Raw genomic sequence first — 19,228 nt, 5'->3', positions numbered from 1 at the left:
CCCGCCCTCGGGGGCGGGTCGGGAGGTCAGCCGGCCAGGTGGTTCCAGCGTGGTTCCAGGTCGGTCCAGGTGCCCTGGTCGGCGACCGCGCCGTCGATCAGCACCACCACATGGTCGGCACGGACCAGCGCGGCCCGCTTCGCGGTCGAGCCGATCACGGTCACCCCGTGTTCGCGCAGCGCCGCCCAGAGCGCCAGCTCCGTGGTCACGTCCAGCGCCGAGGAGACGTCGTCGGCGACCAGCAGTTCGGTACGCGGGGCGAGCGCCCGGGCCAGCGCCAGCCGCTGGAGCTGGCCGCCGGAGAGCCGGGTGCCCTTGTGGCCGATGAGCAGCCCGAGCCCGCCCCCGGCCGCGGCCAGGTCGTGTTCGAGCTGCGCGGTCGACACCGCGCTCGCGGCGTCGACGGAGTGGCCGAGCGCGATGTTCTCGGCCACCGTGCCGGAGAGCACCCGGGGCAGTTGGCCGACGTATCCGACCTGGTTGGGTCGTAGGAACATCTCCGGCTCGGTGACCGGCTCGCCGTTCCAGCGCAGCGCGCCGACGTGGTGCACGATCCCGGCGAGCGCCCGCAGCAGCGACGACTTGCCGGCGCCGACCGGGCCGACCACCAGCACCAGTTGCCCACGCTCGACCACCAGGTCGACGTCGCGGACGGCGAGCGTGCCGTCGGAGTGCAGCGCGCCGAAGCCGGCCAGTTCGAGCCGACGCAACGGGTGCCGGGGCGGCGGCTCGGGCGCGGGCGCGGTGCCGGCCACCAGGTCGAGACCGGGTACCGGAGCCGAGTAGGTGGTCATCCCGGTCATCGCCACGGTCCGCCGGGTCCACACCCGCGCCGACGGGTACTGCGACACCAGCGCCGCGGTGGTCCACGCGAACCAGCGGGCCGCGCCGAGGGTGGAGACGGCGACCAGCGTGGCGCCGGCGGAGAGCCCACCGGCCAGGTAGAGCGCCCACGCCCCGATCGGCAGCAGCCCACTGGCGACGGACGGGGTGGACCGCGCCCACACCTGCATGGCGATCTCCCGCCGCTGGCGCTCGCTGCGCACCGCGTCGAGCCCGGCGAGGTGGTCCAGCACCGGGCGGGTGGCGCCGGCCAGCTTCACCGTGCGGGCGGCGGAGAGCGAGGAGACCAGCGCGGTGGCGAACGCGGCGCGGGCCTTCACGGTGCCGGCGGCGGTGCGTTCCAGCCGGGGCCCGAACAGCGTCGCCGCCAGGCCGGAGACGACCATCGTGCCGACGAAGAACAACGCCGGTACGAAGCTGCCGGTCACCAGCGTCATGGTCAGCACGATGGCCAGCGAGATGAACTGGTCCATCAGGTTGTCGGCGAGCTGCACCACCCGGTCGGTGTCACCGCCCTGGGCCACCACCTCGGCCGGGGTGTGCCCACTGACCCGGCGCGCGCCGGTCTGCCCGTGCACCAGCCGGGCGCTGATCCGCAGCATCTGCCGGATCCACCAGTGCGGGAACCACAGGTTCGTCAGGTAGGGCAGCGGGAGCACCACCAGCAGCGCGGCCGCGATGCCGAGCGCCGGCAGCCACGGGTCGCCGCCGGCGACCAGGTCGGCCCAGAGCCAGGGCAGGACCGACCCGTCCAGCCCGAGCACCGTCATCACGGTGAACATGGCGACCGAGAGCAGGCCGTACCGGGGATCGTTGACGCCCAGCCGGAGGATCTCCCGCATGGTCCGGGCGGGCGGCGTGGCGGGCGGTGGCGGGGGTTCGGCGCGCGGCGCCGCGACGCGACGCGGCGGGGTCACCGGCGCGGCGGGCGCGACCGGGTCGTCGACCCACCCGCCGGGTGCGTCGAGCAGTTCGACGCCGCCGCGGCGGGCGGCGGTGCCGGCGTACGCCCCGGCGTGGCTGGTGGCGAGCAGCTCGGCGAAGCGGGCGGACTCGCGCATCGGGCCGGCCTCCAGCACCGCGCCGTCGGCCATCACCACCACCTCGTCGCAGCGGCGCACGGAGGAGAGCCGGTGCGCGATGACGATGCCGATCCGGTCGGTGAGCAGCCGTTCGGTGGCCTGGCGGACCCGGTTCTCGGTGACCGGGTCGAGCCGCGCGGTGGCCTCGTCGAGGATGACCACGTGCGGGTCCCGGACCAGGATCCGGGCGAACGCCACCAGTTGCTCCTGCCCGGCGGAGAGGACGTGACCGCCCTCGCCGAGCCGGGTGTGCACGCCGTCGGGCAGCTCGGCGATCCAGCCGGCGAGGCCCAACTCGGCCAGCGCCCGGTCGGCGGCACCGAGCAGCTCCGGGTCGAAGAGCGCGACGTTCTCGGCGAGCGTGCCGGCGAGGATCTCGGTGCGCTGGGGCACCACGGCGATCCAGCGGCGCAGCTCCTCGACGTCCAGGTCGACCAGGTCGGTGTCGCCGAGGAAGACGGTGCCCCGGGGCACCTCCACGGCCCGGGTGAGCACCTTGGCCAGCGTGGACTTGCCCGAGCCGGTGCGTCCGACCAGCGCGTAGGAGCGGCCCCGGGTGAAGGTGAGCCGCACGTCGCGCAGCGCCGGGCCGCGCTCGTCGCCGGCGGCCGGGTAGCGGTAGGTGAGACCGCGGACGGTCAGGTCGCCGTCGGCCGGGGCGGCGCCCCCGACCGGCTCCTGCGCAGCGCCGGCCAGCAACTGCACCCGGGCCCACGCGCCGAACGCCTGTTGCAGGTGCGGCACCCAGCGGGCGATGTGCTCGACGGTCGCGCCGAACGCGATGGCCAGCAGCCAGATGGCGGTGAGCCGGGCGGCGTCCACCCGGCCGGTGGCGAGCGCCCACGCGCCGGCCAGCACCACGCCGGCGATGCCGACCCGCGCCCCGCCGGTGGCCACCGCGGTGACCCGGGCGGAGAGCCGGAAGACCCGGCCGCACCGGGCGATCACCTCGGCCGCCCGGCGGGCGTAGAGGCGCAGCACGTACGGCCGGGCGAGGCTGGTGCGCACGTCGTCCTGGCCGTGCACCGCCTCCTCCATCACGGCGGCGAGGTCGGACCACGCCTCCTCCTCGGCGGTGCGGGCCGGGGCGATGCGGGCGGTGGGCCGGCGCAACACGGCGGCCAGCACGGTGGTGAGCAGGATCATCCCGAGACCGGCGGGCCACCAGACGAACAGCGCGCTGACCGTGGCGAGCACGCAGACGGCGATGCCCTGCGCCAGGCGTACGCCGGTGTTCCGCATCTCGGCGGCGACCTGGTAGACGTCGTTGTCGATCCGGTCGAGCAGTTCGCCGACCGGCGTGGTCTCCAGGGCCGGCAGGTCCTGCCCGAGCGCGACCCGGCAGAGCCGGCGGCGGACGTCGGCGGACCAGTCGGCGGTGAGCCGGGCCATGATCAGCCCGATCACCAGGTCGGTGACGACGGCGGCGACCAGCGCCACGGCCAGCGCGGCGAACCAGCCGGACGAGCGGTGCACCAGCACCGGCCCGGCCAGCGCGGACGCGGCGGCCTGGCCACCGGCGCCGAGCACGATCAGCAGCAGCACGGCCGCCATCCGCCGGGGTGCGGTGGCCCAGAGGTCTCGGAGCAGGCGCATGGGACGGTCCTCCGGACTCGGATCGGTGGGGGCGGTGCCCCCAGCCTCACCGTCCGGCCGCGCCGGCTCAACCGAATTATCCGGTCCTCAGAACAGCACGGTGGCGAGCGTGCCGACCTCGCGGAAGCCGCAGCGCTCGTAGACCCGCCGCGCCGGCAGGTTGAAGTCGTTGACGTAGAGACTGACCGTGGGCGCGACCCGGCCGAGCGCGTCGCGGACCACCGCGGCCATGGCGGCGGTGGCGATGCCCCGGCCACGCCACTCGGGGGCCACCCAGACGCCCTGCACCTGTGCGGTGCGCCGGGTCACCACNCGGCGCGGACCAGCTCGGTCACCCGTCGCCGGTAGGCGCGTCCGTCGTCCTCGGCCAGCGGCGAGACACCGACCTCCTCGGTGTACATCGCCACCGCCGCCGGGAAGAGCCGGTCGACCTCGCCGGCGCGGACCCGCCGCACCTCCGGGTCGGGCGCCACGGCGGGCAGGGCGTCCGTGGCCAGCAGCGGCTGGTTCGGGCGTACGTCCCGGGCCGGCCCCCAGTGCGCGGAGAGCCGGTCCCAGAGCCCGAGCACGGCGTCGGCGCTGCCCACGATCGAGGAGCAGAGCCGCTCCTCGGCGCTCAACTGCTCGGCGAACGCGGCCACCGCCGCCTCCGACGCGAGCACCGGGGTCAGGTTGCCGCCCAGCCAGCAGACCGACTCCAGGTTGCGGCGGGAGCCGTAGCCGAGCATCCGCGCCTCGGCCCGCCACCAGGCCAGCCCGCGCACCGCCACCCGCTCGGCGACCTGCGCCCCGGCGTACGGGTCGAGGTCGAGCAGCCGCTCGACCGCGCGGCGCTCCGACTCCCCCAGTTGGCGTACCGGCATCGTGAGCACGGTTACCAGCCTGCCAGACGCATCGGGGGGCGCGCGGGTCGACCGGGGTACCGTCCCCTTGCTGGCGATGCATTGCCGATATATCGTTGATGCATCAGCGATGCTCCGAACAGAGGGAGAGTCCGATGGGATTCCGTCGACACATGCACCACATGCACGACATGCGCGAGGAGATGCACCGCCACGGCGGCTTCGTCTTCCCACCCGTACCCCCGGGTCCACCGCCGTTCCCGCCCGGCCCGCACGGTCACGGGCGCGGCCGGGGCGGGCGGGGTCGCGGCCGGCGGCCGAACGTGCGGGGCGCCGTGCTGGCCCTGCTCACCGAACGGCCGATGCACGGCTACGAGATGATCCAGGAGATCGACTCCCGCACCGGCGGGGCCTGGCGGCCCAGCCCCGGCTCGATCTACCCGACGCTGCAACTGCTGGAGGACGAGGGCGTCATCGCCACCGCCGCCGACTCCGACGGCGGGCGCAAGCGGTTCGCCCTCACCGAGCAGGGGCAGGCCGAGGCCACCGAGGCGGCCCAGACCCCGCCCTGGGCCGAGTTCGCCGAGCAGACGGTCAACAGCTGGCACGACATCCGCGACGCCGGATCGCAGGCGATGAACGCGCTGCGGCAGGTGATGACGACCGGCACCGACGACCAGCGGGCGCGGGCCGCCCAGGTGCTCGACGAGACCCGGCGCAAGCTCTACGCCATCCTCGCCGAATCCGAGTAGACCCGGCGTACGCGAAAGGGCGGCCCCCAACCGGCGGCCGCCCTTTCCGACGTCGGACTCAGTGCACGGTGACCGTGGCGCCGCCCGGCATCAGGTCACGCAACTCCTCGGGGATCTCGGCGCCCATCTCGTCGGCGATCCGCAGCGCCTCCTCGATCAGCGTCTCCACGATCTGCGCCTCCGGCACGGTCTTGACGACCTTGCCCTTGACGAAGATCTGGCCCTTGCCGTTGCCGGACGCCACGCCCAGGTCGGCCTCGCGGGCCTCACCCGGACCGTTGACCACGCAGCCCATGACCGCGACGCGCAGCGGCACCGGCAGCCCTTCCAGGCCGGCGGTGACCTCCTCGGCCAGCTTGTAGACGTCCACCTGGGCCCGGCCGCAGGACGGGCAGGAAACGATCTCCAGGCCGCGCTCGCGCAGGCCCAGCGACTCCAGGATCTGGTTGCCGACCTTGATCTCCTCGACCGGCGGCGCGGAGAGCGAAACGCGGATCGTGTCGCCGATCCCCTCGGCCAGCAGCGCGCCGAACGCCACCGCCGACTTGATGGTGCCCTGGAACGCCGGGCCGGCCTCGGTGACGCCCAGGTGCAGCGGGTAGTCGCACTGCTCGGCGAGCTGCCGGTAGGCGCGGATCATCACCACCGGGTCGTTGTGCTTGACCGAGATCTTGATGTCCCGGAAGCCGTGCTCCTCGAACAGCGAGCACTCCCAGAGCGCCGACTCGACGAGCGCCTCGGCGGTGGCCCGGCCGTACTTGGCCAGGAGGCGCTTGTCCAGCGAGCCGGCGTTCACACCGATCCGGATCGGCACGCCCGCGTCACCGGCCGCCCGGGCGATCTCCCGGACCTTGTCGTCGAACTGCCGGATGTTGCCCGGGTTCACCCGGACCGCGGCGCAGCCGGCGTCGATCGCCGCGAAGACGTACTTCGGCTGGAAGTGGATGTCGGCGATCACCGGGATCTGCGACTTCTTCGCGATCGCCGGCAACGCCTCGACGTCGTCCTGCGACGGCACGGCGACCCGGACGATCTGGCAGCCGGACGCGGTCAGCTCGGCGATCTGCTGGAGTGTCGCGTTGACGTCGGAGGTGAGGGTGGTGGTCATGGACTGCACCGAGACCGGTGCGCCGCCACCGACCGGCACCGGACCGACCATGATCCGGCGGCTGGCCCGGCGGGGGGCCAGCGGGGGCGGCGGTACGGGGGGCATACCGAGACTGACAGCGGTCACTTCAGGCACTCACCTTGAGAAGAGCGTGATCGGGTTGACCACGTCCGCGGTGACGGTGAGCAGCGTGAACACGCCACCGACCAGGATCACCGCGTACGTGAGGGGCATGAGCTTGAGGTAGTCGACGCGGCCCGGGTCGGTGCGGCCGATCCGCGCGTAGAGCCAGGACCGGGCGCGTTCGAACCAGGCGATGGCGATGTGGCCGCCGTCCAGCGGGAGCAACGGCAGCAGATTGAACACGCCGATGAAGAAGTTCAGCGACACGAAGAGCATGAAGAACACCAGCCAGGCGTTGTTCTCCACGGCCTCGCCGCCGAGCCGGCTGGCGCCGANCCGGTGAAGTCGGCGGTGGCGCCGAACGCGCCGACCGGGCCGTACTCCACCCGGGTCGGGGTACTGGGCTGAAGCGCCACGCCGAGCGCGGACACCGCCGAGGTGGTGCCCTTCGGGTCGTCCAGCGGCGGGCGCTGCACCGAGGCCAGGTCGACCGTGGCGGTGGCCGGGGTGCCGTCGCGCAGGTACGTCACGGAGGCCGCGCCGGGCTTCGTGCCGCGGACCACGTCGAGCATGTCGCCCCAGGTGGAGACCGGCCGGCCGTTCACCGCGGTGATCCGGTCGCCGTCGCGGAGCTGGGCCTGGGCGGCCGGGCTGGCCGGGTCGCCGGCCTGGCAGGCGCGGGCCGCGTTCTCCACCACCACGCACGGCGCGATGGCGACGACCGCCGGCTCGGCCCGGAACCCCGCCTCGGTGCTGGGGAACTTCGGGTTCGGCAGGCCGGCCGAGACCGCGAGGATCCAGAGCGTGACCAGGGCCAGCGCGAAGTGGGTGATCGAACCGGCGGACATCACGATCGTCCGCTTCCACACCGGGTAGCGCCACATGGCGCGCTTCTCGTCCCCCGGCTCGACGTCGTCGTCCTGCGGGGTCATACCGACGATCTTGCAGAAGCCGCCGAGCGGAATGCCCTTGATGCCGTACTCGGTCTCGCCGCGCTTGACCGACCAGAGCGTCGGACCAAAGCCGACGAAGTAACGCGTGACCTTCATCCCGAACGCCTTGGCGGTGAGCATGTGCCCCGCCTCGTGCAGGCTCACCGAGATGAGGATCGCCAGGGCGAACAGCACCACCCCGAGCAGATAGCTCATCGAGCTCCTTCCACTGACCCGACGATGATCTCCTGGGCGTGCGCCCGTGCCCACGACTCGGCGGCGAGCACGTCCTCGACGGTACCCGGTTCGTCGAAATCGGGAGCGTCCTCCAGGACCCGCCCGAGGGTGTCGACGATGCCCAGGAACGGCAGCCGGCCGGCCACGAACGCGGCCACGCACTCCTCGTTCGCCGCGTTGTAGATCGCCGGCCGGCAGCGCCCGGCCTCGCCGGCCGCCTTGGCCAGCGCCACCGCGGGGAAGGCGGCGTCGTCGAGCGGCGCGAACTCCCAGGTGTGCGCCGCGGTCCAGTCGACCGCGGCGGCGGCCTCGGGCACCCGGTCCGGCCAGCCGATGCCGAGCGCGATGGGCAGCCGCATGTCCGGCGGGCTGGCCTGGGCGAGGGTGGAGCCGTCGACGAACTCGACCATCGAGTGGATCACCGACTGCGGGTGGACCATCACCTTGATGTCCGCGTACGGCACGTCGAACAGCTCGTGCGCCTCGATCACCTCCAGCGCCTTGTTCACCATGGTGGCGGAGTTGATCGTGACGACCGGCCCCATGTTCCAGGTCGGGTGCGCCAGCGCCTGCTCCGGCGTGACCTCGGTCAACTCGTCGCGCCGCCGGCCCCGGAACGGGCCGCCGCTGGCGGTGACCACGAGCCGGCGCACCTCACCCCGGGCGCCGCCACGCAGGCACTGCGCCAACGCCGAGTGCTCACTGTCGACCGGAACGATCTGCCCCGGCCGCGTCACCGCGGCCTTGACCAGCGGGCCGCCGGCCACGAGCGACTCCTTGTTGGCCAGCGCGAGGGTACGCCCGGCGCGCAGCGCGGCCAGCGTCGGCGGCAGGCCCAGCGAACCGACCACAGCGTTGAGCACCACGTCGCACGGCCACTGCGCCAGCTCGGTCATCGCGTCCGGCCCGGCCACGATCTTGGGCAGCTTGAAGTCGCCGGTGGCCCAGCCGCGCCGGCTCGCCTCGGCGTAGAACGCGAGCTGGAGGTCCTGCGCGGCGGATGCCCGGGCCACCCCGACCGCGTCCACGCCCAGCTCCAGCGCCTGCGCGGCGAGCAGTTCCACGTTTCCGCCGCCCGCGCCGAGGGCGACCACCCGGAACCGGCCCGGATTGCGCTTCACGATGTCGATGGCCTGGGTGCCGACGGAGCCGGTGGAGCCGAGCAGCACGAGATCCCGCGGAGTGGTCACCCGCCCATTGTCCCCCAGCGCGTCACCCGCCCCGCCCCGACCCTTGATCGACTCCACTTCCCCGAGGTGGCGCACTCCGCGCACCTCCGACCCCGCTACCTCGCCGAGCCGGTGTAGATCATGGTCACCCGGACTCGGGCGCCTCCTCGTCGAGCAGGTCGGCCGGGTCGATGCTGAACTCGAACGGCTGCCGCATCACGAACGTGGTCCCGGCCGCCGCGGCGGCCAGCGGCCGGTAGTCGTCGTCGACCAGCTCGTAGAGCGCGAGTGCCGGCACCCGGTTGCGCAGGTCGACCCGGAGGGCAGCAGGACCAGACTCCGCCGCCACCGCCCAAGGTCGGCCAACTTTCGCGGCCCCCAACTGCGCGCCACGGTCCACTTGGTGAGCTCTCCGAGTGTCACGAAGGTGATGCCGAGGGCCTGGCCGGTAAGCCGCGCCCGCAGCCGTTCATCGACCCGGCCCCGCAGGATCGCCGACGCCACGTCGGTGTCCAGGACGACAATGCTCACGCCATGCCCTCGCGCCGCGAGGCGTAAAGGTCGGCGAGAAAGCGATCCAACTCGTCGTCGGACTCGAACAGCTCGGGACGAGCCAGTTCGTCAAGGTTGGCGACCGGCTTGACGCCTTGACGACGTGCGAGTTCGTCGGCCGGCACATGCGCCGTGCCCAGCCAGTCCGGATTCTGCTCCGCGTTGGTCGACATGACGGCACTCACCTTCTCCACCCCACCGGACGCCCCATTCTTCCACCTGACGACCATCGACCTGGTCTACTCGCCGCTCACCCTCTCGTGTTCCGACAGCCCTCACTCGCACAGCAGGTGCGAGCAATCTTGATCGCCCGCCCCCTCGTGATCATGAAGTTGGCGGTGCCGATCGTCCCGATTGCGGCTGCCAACTTCATGATCAGCGCGGGGATGGCGGGGCAGGGGTGAAGCGGAGGAAGGTCGTCCAGGCCGCAGGGTGGAAGGTGAGCACGGGACCGCGGCGGTCTGTGCTGTCCCGCACCCCCACCACGTGCGGGAGGTTGGTGGCCACCTCGACGCAGGTGGAGCCGCCGTTGTCGCTGCGGGTGGACGTGCGCCAGAGCGCGCCGGTCAGGTCCATGACTTCGCCAACTTCCGGATCAGCTCCCGGGAGGCCCGGCGGGGCAGCGCCTCGCCCCGCAGGCTCTCCCACCTGCGGCGAAGATTATCCACGTCCTCCGGCCGGTCGGTGACGTGCGCCCGCAGCGCGTTGTCCAGGTGGGCCACCTCGCCGCCGTCGGGCGTGCGGGCCAGGATGAACGGACCGGCCAGGCCGGCGTGCATGCCCGCGTCGGCGGGCACGACGTGCACGGTGACGTTCGGCTGCTCGGTCACCCGCAGCAGGTGCTCGAACTGCTCCACCATCACCGCCGGCTCCCCCACCGCCCGGCGCAGCGCCGCCTCGTCGACCACAGCCACCACCTCCGGCGGCGTCTCCCGGCCCAGCACCGCCTGCCGCTCCATCCGGGACGTGATCCGCTGCTCGACCTCGCTCTCCCGCAGCATCCGGCCGCCGCGCAGCACCGCCCGGGCGTACGCCTCGGTCTGCACCAGACCGGGCACGAGCGACGGCTCGAACCAGCGGATCAACGTCGCCTCCCGCTCGACGCTGATCCACTCCCGGAGCCACGGCGGCGCGGCGTCGGCGCGTACCAGCGTGAGCAGCCGCCCGAAGAGACCACCGGCCGTCAACGCCGCGTCCACCCGGGCCACGAAGTCCTGCGAGGGCGTGCGATGGCCGATCTCCACCATGCCGACCAACGAGGCCGAATAGCTGATCTGCTGGGCCAGGTCCTCCTGGCTGAGCCCGTGCTCCCGGCGGGCGCGGCGCAACTCCGCCCCGAGGAACTCCAGCGTCGACACCGAGCCGCCGTCCATCACACCTCCACCACAGTTGAACAGTCGATCGGCACGGCCGGGCTGAGAGCGACCGCCCCCTTCCGACCGTAGTCGCGTTCACACCAGAGTGTGAACAGGCGCGAGGGAGGAGAAGGCATGAGCGAGGTGACCGGGGTGGAGCCGCACCCGGACGAACGGCCGGCCCACGGCGGCCCACGGCCGCGTACCCCGTTGGTCGGGGTGGCCGCGTCGCGCCCGGACGTCGCGCGGTGAGCGTCGTCGCGCCCGGCCCGGACGTGCTGGCCCGGCACCTGGCGATCCGGCCCGCCTGGCGGTGCCGGGCGTGCGCCGCGCCGTGGCCGTGCCCGCCGGCCAAACTGCGGCTGCGCCGGGAGTACGCGCACGACCACGCCGGCCTGGCCGTCTACCTCTGCGTGCTGATGCACGACGCGATCGCCGACGCCCTGCGGGTCGGGTCCGGCGAGGTCGACCCGGCCGAGTACTTCGCCCGGTTCATCGGCTGGACCCGACCGTGGCCGGCCCGCGCGCCCCGGCCGACGAGGGCGGAGGCTACCGGAGCGTCGTCCCCCCGTCCGAGGCCGTGAGGTGTTCCAGGTGCCCCAGCGGCAGGTGCGGTGGCTGCCACTCCAGGATCAGCGCGGTGGCGTCGTCGTCGAGCTGCTCCTGCTGGTAGACGAGGACGGCGCGCACCAGCCGGCGCATCGTCTCCGGGCTGGGCAGCCGGTCGTTGAGAGCGCGCTCGACGAAGTCGACCAGCCGGTCCAGCCCGAACCGTTCCCCGTCGGCGCCGCGCGCGTCGGTGATGCCGTCGGTGTAGGCGAGGACGCGGTCGCCCGGGTGCAGCGCCTCCTCGTGCACCCGCGGACGCCTCGGCGACAGGTTGCCCAGCCCGAGCGGCAGCGCCGTCGGCCCGGGCAGCGCCCGGACGGCCTTGCCGTCGCGGAGCAGCATGGCGCCCGGGTGACCGGCGTTGATGATCCTCAGCAGGCCGGTCCGCCGGTCCAGCTCGGCGAGCAGCGCGGTCGCGAACAGGCCGCGGTGCTCGGAGCGCACCCACCTGTCGATGCTGATCGCCGTGTCGACCAGGTCGAGGCCGGTACGCCGGGCGTTGCGGTACGCGCTGACCACGAGCGAGGCCATCGCGCTCGCCTTGATCCCGTGCCCGCAGGTGTCGAAGAGCCCGACACTGAGCACGTCACCGTTGAGCGCGTAGTCGAAGATGTCGCCGCCGACGTCGTAACACGGTTCGAGGATGGCGGTGATCACCAGGTCGTCGGTCGCGAACGTCAGCGGCGGCAGCAGCCCCCACACGGTCTCGGCGGCGACCTGCATCGGCAGGCGACGGCGGATGCGTTCGACGACGTCGCCGTAGAGCCGGCGGTTCACCAGGACCTGGGCGACGGCGACCGCCACCTCCCAGGCCGGCCGGTCCTGCGCGGGGTCGCCGGCGCTGGGCGACACGATCTCCAGCACGCCCAACCGTTCACAGCCGAGCAGCAGGGGCACCCAGAGCCGATCCGGGTCCTCGGGTGCGCGCTGCACCTCAAGGCTGGTGAACGCCCGACCGGCCAGCGTCGAGTCGATCGTCAGCTCGGCCCCGGACGAGCCCGCGCCGAGCAGGGGCACGAGCGAGGACTGCGTGTAGTCGGCCAGGTAGATCACCATGTCGGTGGCCCCGATCGCGGGCGCCGCCCTGCTCACCAGGAGCGACAGCTCGTCCGGCCCGCCACGGGGCGCGTTGAGGTGCAGCCAACGCGCCGCGTCGCCGCCGTCGACCATCCGCACCTCCCCGTGTCCCCACCACCGTAGGGAGGCCGACGGCGAACCGCCAACGCGCGGGCGCACCGCGTGATGCAGTCGTCCGGTCGAGGCGATCATCATGACGCCGGATCGTGATGCGTGCCGGGCCGCCGCGCGGGGAACGAGGGGGCGATGGGCGACGGGTGGCAGCGAACGAAACGGATCACGGCGGCGGCGTTCCGGCCGGTCCGTGGCCGGGACCTCTCGCTGCACGCCGCCGCGATCACGTTCTACGGCGCGATCGCGGTGGTGCCGGTGGCGCTGCTGGCGATCTGGCTCACCGGGCTGCTCGCCGGGGCCGACCGGGTGCGCCGGCTCACCGGGTACGCGATCGACACGCTGCCTACCGAGATCGGTGCGAACCGGGCAGTGGCCGCGCTGGTCGAGGCCGGGTTGGGGCTGACCCCGCTGCTGGCCCTGGCGTCGCTGCTGCCGGCCTCGCTCTACGGCGAAGGGCTGCGCCGGGCGTTCGTCTCGGTGGCCGAGCCGCGCGGCGAGTCCGGCGCGCTGGTCGGCTGGCGGGGCCGGCTGCTGCTGCTCCCGCTGCTCGCGCCGGCACCGGCGCTGCTGCTGTCCATCCTGCTGGCGCTGCCGCTGACCACCCGGCTGGTGCGCCAGGGCGGCTGGATCGGCGCGCTCGGCGTGGTGCTGTCGTTCCTCGCCGTATGGCTGGTGTTGACGCCGGTGCTGGTGTGGGTGTTCCGGGTCGTCGGCCCGGCCTCCCCGGACTGGCTCGCCACACTGGGCATGGGCTCGTTCACCGCGGCGAACCTCTCCGGTTTCCTGCACGGCTTCGTGCTGTTCTGCTCGCTGCCGCTGGACCTGGGCGTGCCCTTCGGCGGGTTCGACGAGATCGGCGGCGGCGTGGCGGTGCTGCTCTGGCTCTACCTGTTCCATGTGATCGTGCTGGCCGGCTATTCGGCCACGCTGGCGCTGGGCCGGTGGCGGGCCGCCCGGCTGGCGGCCCGCCCCTGAACGGTCCCGCCGGCCAGCGGCGGAACAGGCCGCACGCCGACGTCAGAGACGCTCGACGTAGCGCTTCGCCTCGACCAGCGACCAGCCGGTGTGCTCCCGCAGCAGCTTGATCGCCTGAATCTTCCGGCCGCCGTGGGCGAGCCGGGCCACCTCGGCCCGTACCCCGGCCTCGACGCCGGCCCCGGAGAGCCCGCCGGTCTTGGAGAGCCCGCCGGCCCCGGTCAGCCCGCCGGCCGGGGGCGTGCCACCGGCCACCAGCAGGTCCACCGTCTGCTTCGCCGCCAGCAGCGACAGCCCGGTCTGCCGGCGGAGCAACCGGACCGCCTCGACCGTCCGCCCCGCGCGCGCCAGCCGGAGCACCTCGGCCTGCCCACCGCCGGTGGCCGGATCCGGCGCGACCAGATCACGCGGGCGACCGCGCCGCGACGCGAGCACGACCAGCAGCACGACGAGCACCGCCAGGAGGGCGAACGGGACAGCCTCGGGCATGCGGCCCACGGTAGCGGCCCGCCGCGAACCCTCCCACCGGGGACCGCCCGGCACTAGGCTCCGGTCGCATGAGCGAGCGCAACGAGCTGCCCACCCGCGCCGACGTCGTCGTGGTCGGCGCCGGGCACAACGGCCTGGTCTCGGCGACCCTGCTGGCCCGCGCCGGCCTCGACGTGCTGGTGCTGGAGGCGGCCGAGGTGATCGGCGGGGCCACCCGCACCGAGAGCCCCTTCCCGAAGGTGCCCGGACTGCGCCACTCCACCGGGTCGTACCTGCTCGGACTGATGCCGCCGGAACTGCTCGCCACGCTCGACGTGAGCATCCCGGTGCTGCGGCGCGACCCGCACTACTTCCTGCCCACGCCGGGCGGGCCCGGCTCGCCGTACCTCCTCTTCGGCAGCGACACCGCGGCCAGCCGGCGGCAGCTCGCGGAGATGTTCTCGGCGGCGGACGTGGCCGCCGACGACGCGCTCCAGGCCGAGCTGGCCCAGCTCCGCGACGACCTCGCGCCGGCGTGGCTGGCCGAGCCGCTGCCGGTCGAGGAGACCGCCGAGCGGTACGTCCGGCCGGCGCTGCGGCAGGTCTTCGTGGACCTCGTGCGCGGCTCCGTCGCCGACTACCTGGCCCGCTTCGGCTTCCGCTCCGAGCTGCTGGTCAGCATGTACGCGGTGACCGACGGCCTGTCCGGACTCAACGCCGGCCCGGACGACCCGGGCACCGGGCACAACTTCCTGGTGCACAACATGTGCCGGCTGCCCGGCGCGGGCGGCACCTGGATGATCGCCCGGGGCGGGATGGGCACCGTGTCCCGGACGTTCGCCGACGCCGCCCGGGGCGCGGGCGCCCGCATCGTCACCGGCGCACCGGTCACCGCGATCACGTTGGACGGCGGCGCCGCGTCGGGCGTGGTGCTGGCCGACGGACGGCAGGTCGGCGCGTCCGTGGTGCTCGGGGCCTGTGACCCGTACCGGCTGATGGAGCTGTTGCCCGACGGCGCACTCCCGGCGGAGCTGGGCGCGCGGATGGCGGCGGCCCGCCGGCCCGGCACCACGCTCAAGCTCAACCTGGCGCTCACCGGCCTGCCGCGCTTCTCCTGCCTGCCGGCCGACGCGCCGAGCCCGTTCGGCTCGACCATCCACCTGCTCCCCGGCTCGGCCTCGCTGGTCGGCGCCGGCGGGGAGTCGCCGATGGCCGCGCTGCGCGGCATGTGGGCGGACGTGCGGGCCGGGCGGCTACCGGACGAGCCGACCATCGAGTGGTACCTGCACACCACGGTCGACCCGTCGCTGTCCGACGAGGCCGGGCACCACTCGTCGGCGCTGTTCGTCCAGTCGGTGCCCTACGAGCCGGTCGGCACGACGTGGGACGCGGCGCTTCCCGGGTACGTCGAGCGGTTGATCGGCATCTGCGAGCGGTACGCCCCGGGTACCGGTGACCTGGTCGCGGACGCGGTGCCGCTGCCCCCGCCCGGCATCGAGGCGCACTTCGGCATCACCGGCGGGCACATCCACCACGTCGACAACACGGTGTCGTTCACCGACCGGATGCCGTACGCCACAGGGGTCGACGGCGTCTACGCGGGCAGCGCCGGCTGCCACCCGGCGGGCAGCGTGATCGGCGCCNAAACGCGGCCCGCCGCATCCTCACCGACGTGCGGTAAGGCGGGGGCCCCGGTTAACGCCTCCGGTATAGGCGGGGCCCCCTTTTAACACCTCAGGGGCGCAGGGCGCGGTAGGCCGCCCAGGGGACGGTGGGACGCGGCCAGCCACGCCGATCCAGGTAGCGCCGGGTCGCGGCCCGAGTGGTACGCACGGTGCGCAGTGAGTCCGTCAGCCGGGGCTCGTGCCGCGCGGCCGGCTCGACCAGTCGCCCGGGGCGCAGCGTCCAACCGTCGGCGCCGCGGACCAACTCACCGCGCACGTTGGCGTTGTGCAGATTCCACAACTGCTCGTCGTGCCGGTGGACCAGCAGGGTCGCCGCCCCCTCGGCCGGGTCCACCCCGTCCGGCACCACCACCCGGTAGCCGTCCGCGCCGGCGGTCGCGGTGGTGCGGACAAGCAGCGGCGCCCCGGCGGCATCGCGCGCCGCCAGCACCACACTCGGGTACGCCGCCAGCACCTCCGCGCCGACCAGCGACCCGCCGTCGACCGACGCCGCGCCAGCCCCGGTGGTGGGCGGGAGGGGGCGGGTGGTCACCTCGGTCGGGGTGACGGTGATCAGCAGCCGCATGAAGTAGAAGTCGGTGACCGACGTCGCCGGCCAGTCGAGGTACTTCCGGCAGGCCGGCTGACGCTGGAACATCTGGGCCCAGAAGACGCCCAGATCCCCGGTCGGCTCGGTGTGCACCTCGTCGGGGCACTGCGCCGTGCCGCGCACGAGGATCTGTTCCGGTTGCGTCAGCCCACTGGCCGTGGGATCGGAGAAGAGCAGCGCCACCCGGGGGTCGCGCCGCACGTTGAACGCCTTCTGCGGATATCCCAACGAGGTGGTGAGCATGATCGTGCCGTCGGCACGGAGCAACCCGGAGGTCGGCCAGGCGACCGGCGTACCGTCCTTGGCGAGGGTCGCCAGCTCACAGGTGCGGTACGCGGAGATCGCCGTGCCGAGCGCCGATCCGGGTGCGATGGTGCCGGGAGACAGGGGCATGGCCGGCAGCATAGCCAGCGCCTCAGCTCGACGGTTGGGCCACGTCCTCGCTCTCCTCGTCGGCCCGGTGGGCGCGGATCTTGTGCCCGACGCTGGTCAGGCAGCGCCCGCTGGGCAGGTCGAACTTCCAGCCGTGGAGCTGGCAGGTGAGCTGGTCGCCGTCGACGATGCCGAACCGGCTCAGGTCCGCCTTCAGGTGCGGGCAGCGCCGCTGCACCACCCAGTCGTCGAGCGTGATGTCCTCGGCGTCGACCGCGCGCTCGTGCTCGTCGTACCAGCCCTCGGCGTACTGGAGGCGCTCGGTGGAGAGGCACTTGAAGAACGCGTAGACGAACTCGTTGTACTGACCGATCCGGGCCGCGGAGAACCGGCAGGAGAGGAAGAGCGAGTTGACCCAGTCCACCTCGCCGATGTGCAGCAGGTGCTCGATCAGCGCCCGCTCGGTGCGGAACCGGTAGCGGACCTTCTCGTCCGCGTACGGCCGGACCTCCTTGCCCGGGAAGTCGACCACGATCGACTCGACGTCGCTTCCGTCGTAGCCCACGAGGTCGAAGCGGACCGGGCCGCCGACGCCCTTGGCCAGGTAGATCGACTCGTCGAGCAGCGGCTCGATCCGGCGCTTCATCTCGCCCAGCACGTTGATCTCCGGGTGCCGCCAGGACGCCTTCTCGGCCTCGATGATCGGGCGCTTGCGCTCCCGCATCTCCTCCAGGTGGGCGGCCTTGTTCGCGAAGAACTCCTCGACCGGCTGCGGGTGGGTGGTGGTCGCGCCCTCGGTGGTGATCTCCGCGACGCTGCCCGGCAGCAGCACGATGCCGTTGGTGCCGCCGACCTTCGCGTACTCCGCCAGGAACACCGACTGGTCGGGGAAGATGTTGCCCTCGTCGCCGAAGATGTCGTTGAACTGCCACAGCTCGTCGTCGAGGAAGCAGGGCGGCCCGGCGATCGGGAAGACGTGGTCGGCCTTCAGGTCGTCGATGTAGCGCCAGGTCCGGTCGAACTGGCGGTCCCGCTTCTGCTTGCCGAACGCCGTCTTCGCCGCCTGCGGCAGCTCGTAGACCATCGGGTACCAGATCGCGCCGGAGAACTGGAGCAGGTGCGCGTGCACGTGGCCCAGCTCGGCGAAGACGGTCAGGTCGGTCGGGCGGGCGTCGTTCTGGTTGAGCAGGCGGACACCGTCGTACTCCACCCAGAGCGACGAGTCGCCGATCGGGCCGTCGGTCGGGCTGGTCAACGCCTGGATCATGATCTTCAGGCCGCCGGGCAGCTCCACCACCTGCTCGTTCGGGGCCTTGAGGAACTTCGTGAAGCCCAGCTCCCGCAGCTCGTCCTCCATCTCCGAGGTGGGGAACTCGGGCAGCAGGACGGTCGCGTCCTTGGAGATGACGTCGCGCAGGTGCTTCGCGTCGAAGTGGTCCCGGTGCAGGTGCGACACGTACAGGTAACTGACCTGGCCCAGCGTCGCCCAGTCGAGCTGCGAGTTGTCGGGGAAGGGGAACCACGAGGCGAAGTAGGCGGGATTGACCCAGGGGTCGCACAGGATGCTGCCCGCGGGCGTGTCGATCCGCATGCTGGCATGGCCCGTACCGGTCACTCGCACCGCAGTCCCCCTCAAAAAGACATCAGGTGTACGTCAGGAACGCTACCGGAGGCAGTCTGGTCGCCGTCCCGCGACGCCGGTAGTGCCCATCCGCCCCGGTCAGGTCGGACCCTGCGCCGGCCCCGGTCGGGGGCGTGCCAGACTGATCGGAGATCCGATCGCGAGGGAAGGACCGACAGTGGCAGGAGACGAGCCGGTAACCGCGCCAGATCAGCACAAGCCCGGGCACCGCAGGTCCGGGCGGATCGGGGCGGTGCTGTCGGCGGTGGCCCTGGTGTTGATGGCGTTCTGCGGCACCGAGGAGGGCCGGGTGGAGGACATCTGGCTGCTCGGCATCGCCGCGCTGCTGCTCGCCGTCGTCATCGGCGACGCGGTGCTGCGCCGCAACGGCCTGCGGTCCTGACGCACGGCGTCAGCGGTACGTGGAAGGGCCCGTCCCCTCACCGGGGCGGGCCCTTCGTCGTCGGGAGTCGGTTCAGCGGCCGAGCAGGATCTCCTGCACGTCCTTGAGCGCGGCGTCGACCTCCGCCTCGAAGTAGCCGCCGGGCACCAGCCCGAAGCGCAGCGTGTCGAGATCCTTCGGATTCACCGGCATCGCGTTGCGCCCCTGCATGCCGCCGAGCAGCGTGTCGAAGAACCGGTCGACCTGGTCCGGGTCGTACCCGCTGCCGAACCGGCGGACCTGGAAGCCGCGCCGGATCTGGTCCACCCGGTGCAGGTCGCTGCCGGGCGGACCGGCCAGCGGCGGCCCCACCATCGGGGGGCCGGCGGCCGGCGGGCCGACCAGCGGCGGGCCGGTCATCGAGGGGCCGGGACCGTAACCCTGATCCGACGGCCCGTAGCCGGGCTCGGGCCTGTCATAGCCGGGCTCGGGCCGGTCGTAGCCCGGCTCGGGCCGGTCGTAGCCGGGCTCCGGTCGGTCGTAGCCCGGCTCCGGGGCGCCGTAACCGGGCTTCGGGGCACCGTAACCCGCGGGCGGCAGCGCGGGCGGGCCGACCGGACCGCGTCCGCGCAGCTCCCGCAGGTCACGCTCGGACATCCGGATCTCGGCCGTCATGTCGGCGCGGCCGTGCCGGCCGGCCTCGAAACCGTCGAAGCGGTCGTCCGGGCCGTAACCGCCGGGACCG

At 73.2% G+C, this 19,228-nt stretch carries 16 protein-coding genes and 3 pseudogenes; 5 read left to right on the top strand and 14 right to left on the bottom strand.

The annotated features are described in order from the left end of the window. Positions 1-26: 26 nt before the first annotated feature. Positions 27-3,521 carry an ATP-binding cassette domain-containing protein gene (locus B1205_RS20410; RefSeq protein ID WP_089157022.1) on the bottom strand — a complete coding sequence of 1,165 codons (3,495 nt, stop codon included), beginning with the start codon at positions 3,519-3,521 and terminating at the stop codon, positions 27-29. Positions 3,522-3,608: 87 nt separating this feature from the next. Further along, positions 3,609-4,393, bottom strand: a pseudogene (locus B1205_RS20405) (GNAT family N-acetyltransferase). Positions 4,394-4,518: 125 nt separating this feature from the next. Here B1205_RS20405 and B1205_RS20400 point away from each other — a divergent pair. After that, positions 4,519-5,115: a PadR family transcriptional regulator gene (locus B1205_RS20400; protein ID WP_441338521.1), complete on the top strand. Its 597-nt coding sequence runs from the start codon at positions 4,519-4,521 to the stop codon at positions 5,113-5,115. 58 nt (positions 5,116-5,173) lie between these two features. Here B1205_RS20400 and ispG read toward each other — a convergent pair whose 3' ends face one another. The 7 genes and pseudogenes from ispG to B1205_RS20365 form a co-directional block, all read right to left on the bottom strand. After that, positions 5,174-6,349, bottom strand: a complete 1,176-nt coding sequence (gene ispG / locus B1205_RS20395; protein ID WP_089157021.1) for a flavodoxin-dependent (E)-4-hydroxy-3-methylbut-2-enyl-diphosphate synthase — start codon at positions 6,347-6,349, stop codon at positions 5,174-5,176. 9 nt (positions 6,350-6,358) lie between these two features. Beyond that, positions 6,359-7,494: pseudogene (locus B1205_RS20390) on the bottom strand (M50 family metallopeptidase). Continuing rightward, positions 7,491-8,705: a 1-deoxy-D-xylulose-5-phosphate reductoisomerase gene (dxr, locus tag B1205_RS20385; RefSeq protein ID WP_089157113.1), complete on the bottom strand. Its 1,215-nt coding sequence runs from the start codon at positions 8,703-8,705 to the stop codon at positions 7,491-7,493. Before dxr ends, B1205_RS20390 begins: the two are co-directional and overlap by 4 nt. Before the next feature lie 124 nt (positions 8,706-8,829). Further along, positions 8,830-9,033 carry a hypothetical protein gene (locus tag B1205_RS29900; protein WP_176308692.1) on the bottom strand — a complete coding sequence of 68 codons (204 nt, stop codon included), beginning with the start codon at positions 9,031-9,033 and terminating at the stop codon, positions 8,830-8,832. Between the two features lie 178 nt (positions 9,034-9,211). After that, entirely contained in the window at positions 9,212-9,409 is a 198-nt protein-coding gene (locus B1205_RS20375) for a hypothetical protein (RefSeq protein WP_089157112.1), read from the bottom strand. A 202-nt stretch (positions 9,410-9,611) separates the two neighbouring features. Further along, positions 9,612-9,812 (bottom strand): DUF397 domain-containing protein, encoded by a 201-nt coding sequence (locus tag B1205_RS20370; protein ID WP_089157020.1) that lies wholly within the window; start codon positions 9,810-9,812, stop codon positions 9,612-9,614. Further along, a complete protein-coding gene (locus B1205_RS20365; RefSeq protein ID WP_089157019.1) occupies positions 9,803-10,609 on the bottom strand; it encodes a helix-turn-helix domain-containing protein in 807 nt (268 codons plus the stop codon). The genes B1205_RS20370 and B1205_RS20365 overlap by 10 nt, the downstream gene beginning before the upstream one ends. Positions 10,610-10,839: 230 nt before the next feature. Here B1205_RS20365 and B1205_RS20360 point away from each other — a divergent pair, with 230 nt between their 5' ends. Continuing rightward, a complete protein-coding gene (locus tag B1205_RS20360; RefSeq protein WP_369597303.1) occupies positions 10,840-11,175 on the top strand; it encodes a hypothetical protein in 336 nt (111 codons plus the stop codon). On the opposite strand, the gene B1205_RS20355 is transcribed toward B1205_RS20360, so the two are convergent. Beyond that, positions 11,141-12,370 (bottom strand): PP2C family protein-serine/threonine phosphatase, encoded by a 1,230-nt coding sequence (locus tag B1205_RS20355; RefSeq protein WP_089157110.1) that lies wholly within the window; start codon positions 12,368-12,370, stop codon positions 11,141-11,143. The genes B1205_RS20360 and B1205_RS20355 overlap by 35 nt on opposite strands. 153 nt (positions 12,371-12,523) lie before the next feature. Between B1205_RS20355 and B1205_RS20350 the strand changes: the two genes are divergently transcribed. Beyond that, positions 12,524-13,366 (top strand): YhjD/YihY/BrkB family envelope integrity protein, encoded by an 843-nt coding sequence (locus B1205_RS20350; protein ID WP_089157018.1) that lies wholly within the window; start codon positions 12,524-12,526, stop codon positions 13,364-13,366. A 42-nt stretch (positions 13,367-13,408) separates the two neighbouring features. Here B1205_RS20350 and B1205_RS20345 read toward each other — a convergent pair whose 3' ends face one another. Then, positions 13,409-13,855: a 50S ribosomal protein L7/L12 gene (locus B1205_RS20345; protein ID WP_089157017.1), complete on the bottom strand. Its 447-nt coding sequence runs from the start codon at positions 13,853-13,855 to the stop codon at positions 13,409-13,411. A 68-nt stretch (positions 13,856-13,923) separates the two neighbouring features. Between B1205_RS20345 and B1205_RS20340 the strand changes: the two genes are divergently transcribed. Further along, a complete protein-coding gene (locus B1205_RS20340; RefSeq protein WP_441338520.1) occupies positions 13,924-15,564 on the top strand; it encodes a phytoene desaturase family protein in 1,641 nt (546 codons plus the stop codon). A 4-nt stretch (positions 15,565-15,568) separates the two neighbouring features. Here B1205_RS20340 and B1205_RS20335 read toward each other — a convergent pair whose 3' ends face one another. Further along, positions 15,569-16,501, bottom strand: coding sequence for a pyridoxamine 5'-phosphate oxidase family protein (locus tag B1205_RS20335; protein WP_089157109.1), 933 nt, complete (start codon positions 16,499-16,501; stop codon positions 15,569-15,571). 22 nt (positions 16,502-16,523) lie between these two features. Further along, positions 16,524-18,101, bottom strand: coding sequence for a Rieske 2Fe-2S domain-containing protein (locus B1205_RS20330; RefSeq protein ID WP_089157016.1), 1,578 nt, complete (start codon positions 18,099-18,101; stop codon positions 16,524-16,526). Positions 18,102-18,279: 178 nt separating this feature from the next. Between B1205_RS20330 and B1205_RS20325 the strand changes: the two genes are divergently transcribed. Beyond that, positions 18,280-18,504 carry a DUF2631 domain-containing protein gene (locus B1205_RS20325; protein ID WP_089157015.1) on the top strand — a complete coding sequence of 75 codons (225 nt, stop codon included), beginning with the start codon at positions 18,280-18,282 and terminating at the stop codon, positions 18,502-18,504. A gap of 72 nt (positions 18,505-18,576) precedes the next feature. On the opposite strand, the pseudogene B1205_RS31905 reads toward B1205_RS20325, so the two are convergent. After that, a pseudogene (locus B1205_RS31905) lies at positions 18,577-19,228 on the bottom strand (DivIVA domain-containing protein); the annotation flags it as partial.

Origin of the sequence: Micromonospora sp. NBS 11-29, from assembly GCF_002140155.1 — a bacterium.
Taxonomy (GTDB): domain Bacteria; phylum Actinomycetota; class Actinomycetes; order Mycobacteriales; family Micromonosporaceae; genus Micromonospora.
The sequence above is the reverse complement of the archived record's forward strand: the minus strand, read 5'-3'. Positions and strand labels throughout refer to the sequence as shown.

Excerpts from the sequence above, each read along its gene's own strand:
- B1205_RS20355 (WP_089157110.1), bottom strand. The coding sequence starts at position 12,370 with ATGGTCGACGGCGGCGACGCGGCGCGTTGGCTGCACCTCAACGCGCCC.
- B1205_RS20350 (WP_089157018.1), top strand. The coding sequence starts at position 12,524 with ATGGGCGACGGGTGGCAGCGAACGAAACGGATCACGGCGGCGGCGTTC.
- B1205_RS20375 (WP_089157112.1), bottom strand. The coding sequence starts at position 9,409 with ATGTCGACCAACGCGGAGCAGAATCCGGACTGGCTGGGCACGGCGCAT.
- B1205_RS20335 (WP_089157109.1), bottom strand. The coding sequence starts at position 16,501 with ATGCCCCTGTCTCCCGGCACCATCGCACCCGGATCGGCGCTCGGCACG.
- B1205_RS20370 (WP_089157020.1), bottom strand. The coding sequence starts at position 9,812 with ATGGACCTGACCGGCGCGCTCTGGCGCACGTCCACCCGCAGCGACAAC.
- B1205_RS20410 (WP_089157022.1), bottom strand. The coding sequence starts at position 3,521 with ATGCGCCTGCTCCGAGACCTCTGGGCCACCGCACCCCGGCGGATGGCG.
- B1205_RS20400 (WP_441338521.1), top strand. The coding sequence starts at position 4,519 with ATGGGATTCCGTCGACACATGCACCACATGCACGACATGCGCGAGGAG.
- B1205_RS20365 (WP_089157019.1), bottom strand. The coding sequence starts at position 10,609 with ATGGACGGCGGCTCGGTGTCGACGCTGGAGTTCCTCGGGGCGGAGTTG.
- B1205_RS20345 (WP_089157017.1), bottom strand. The coding sequence starts at position 13,855 with ATGCCCGAGGCTGTCCCGTTCGCCCTCCTGGCGGTGCTCGTCGTGCTG.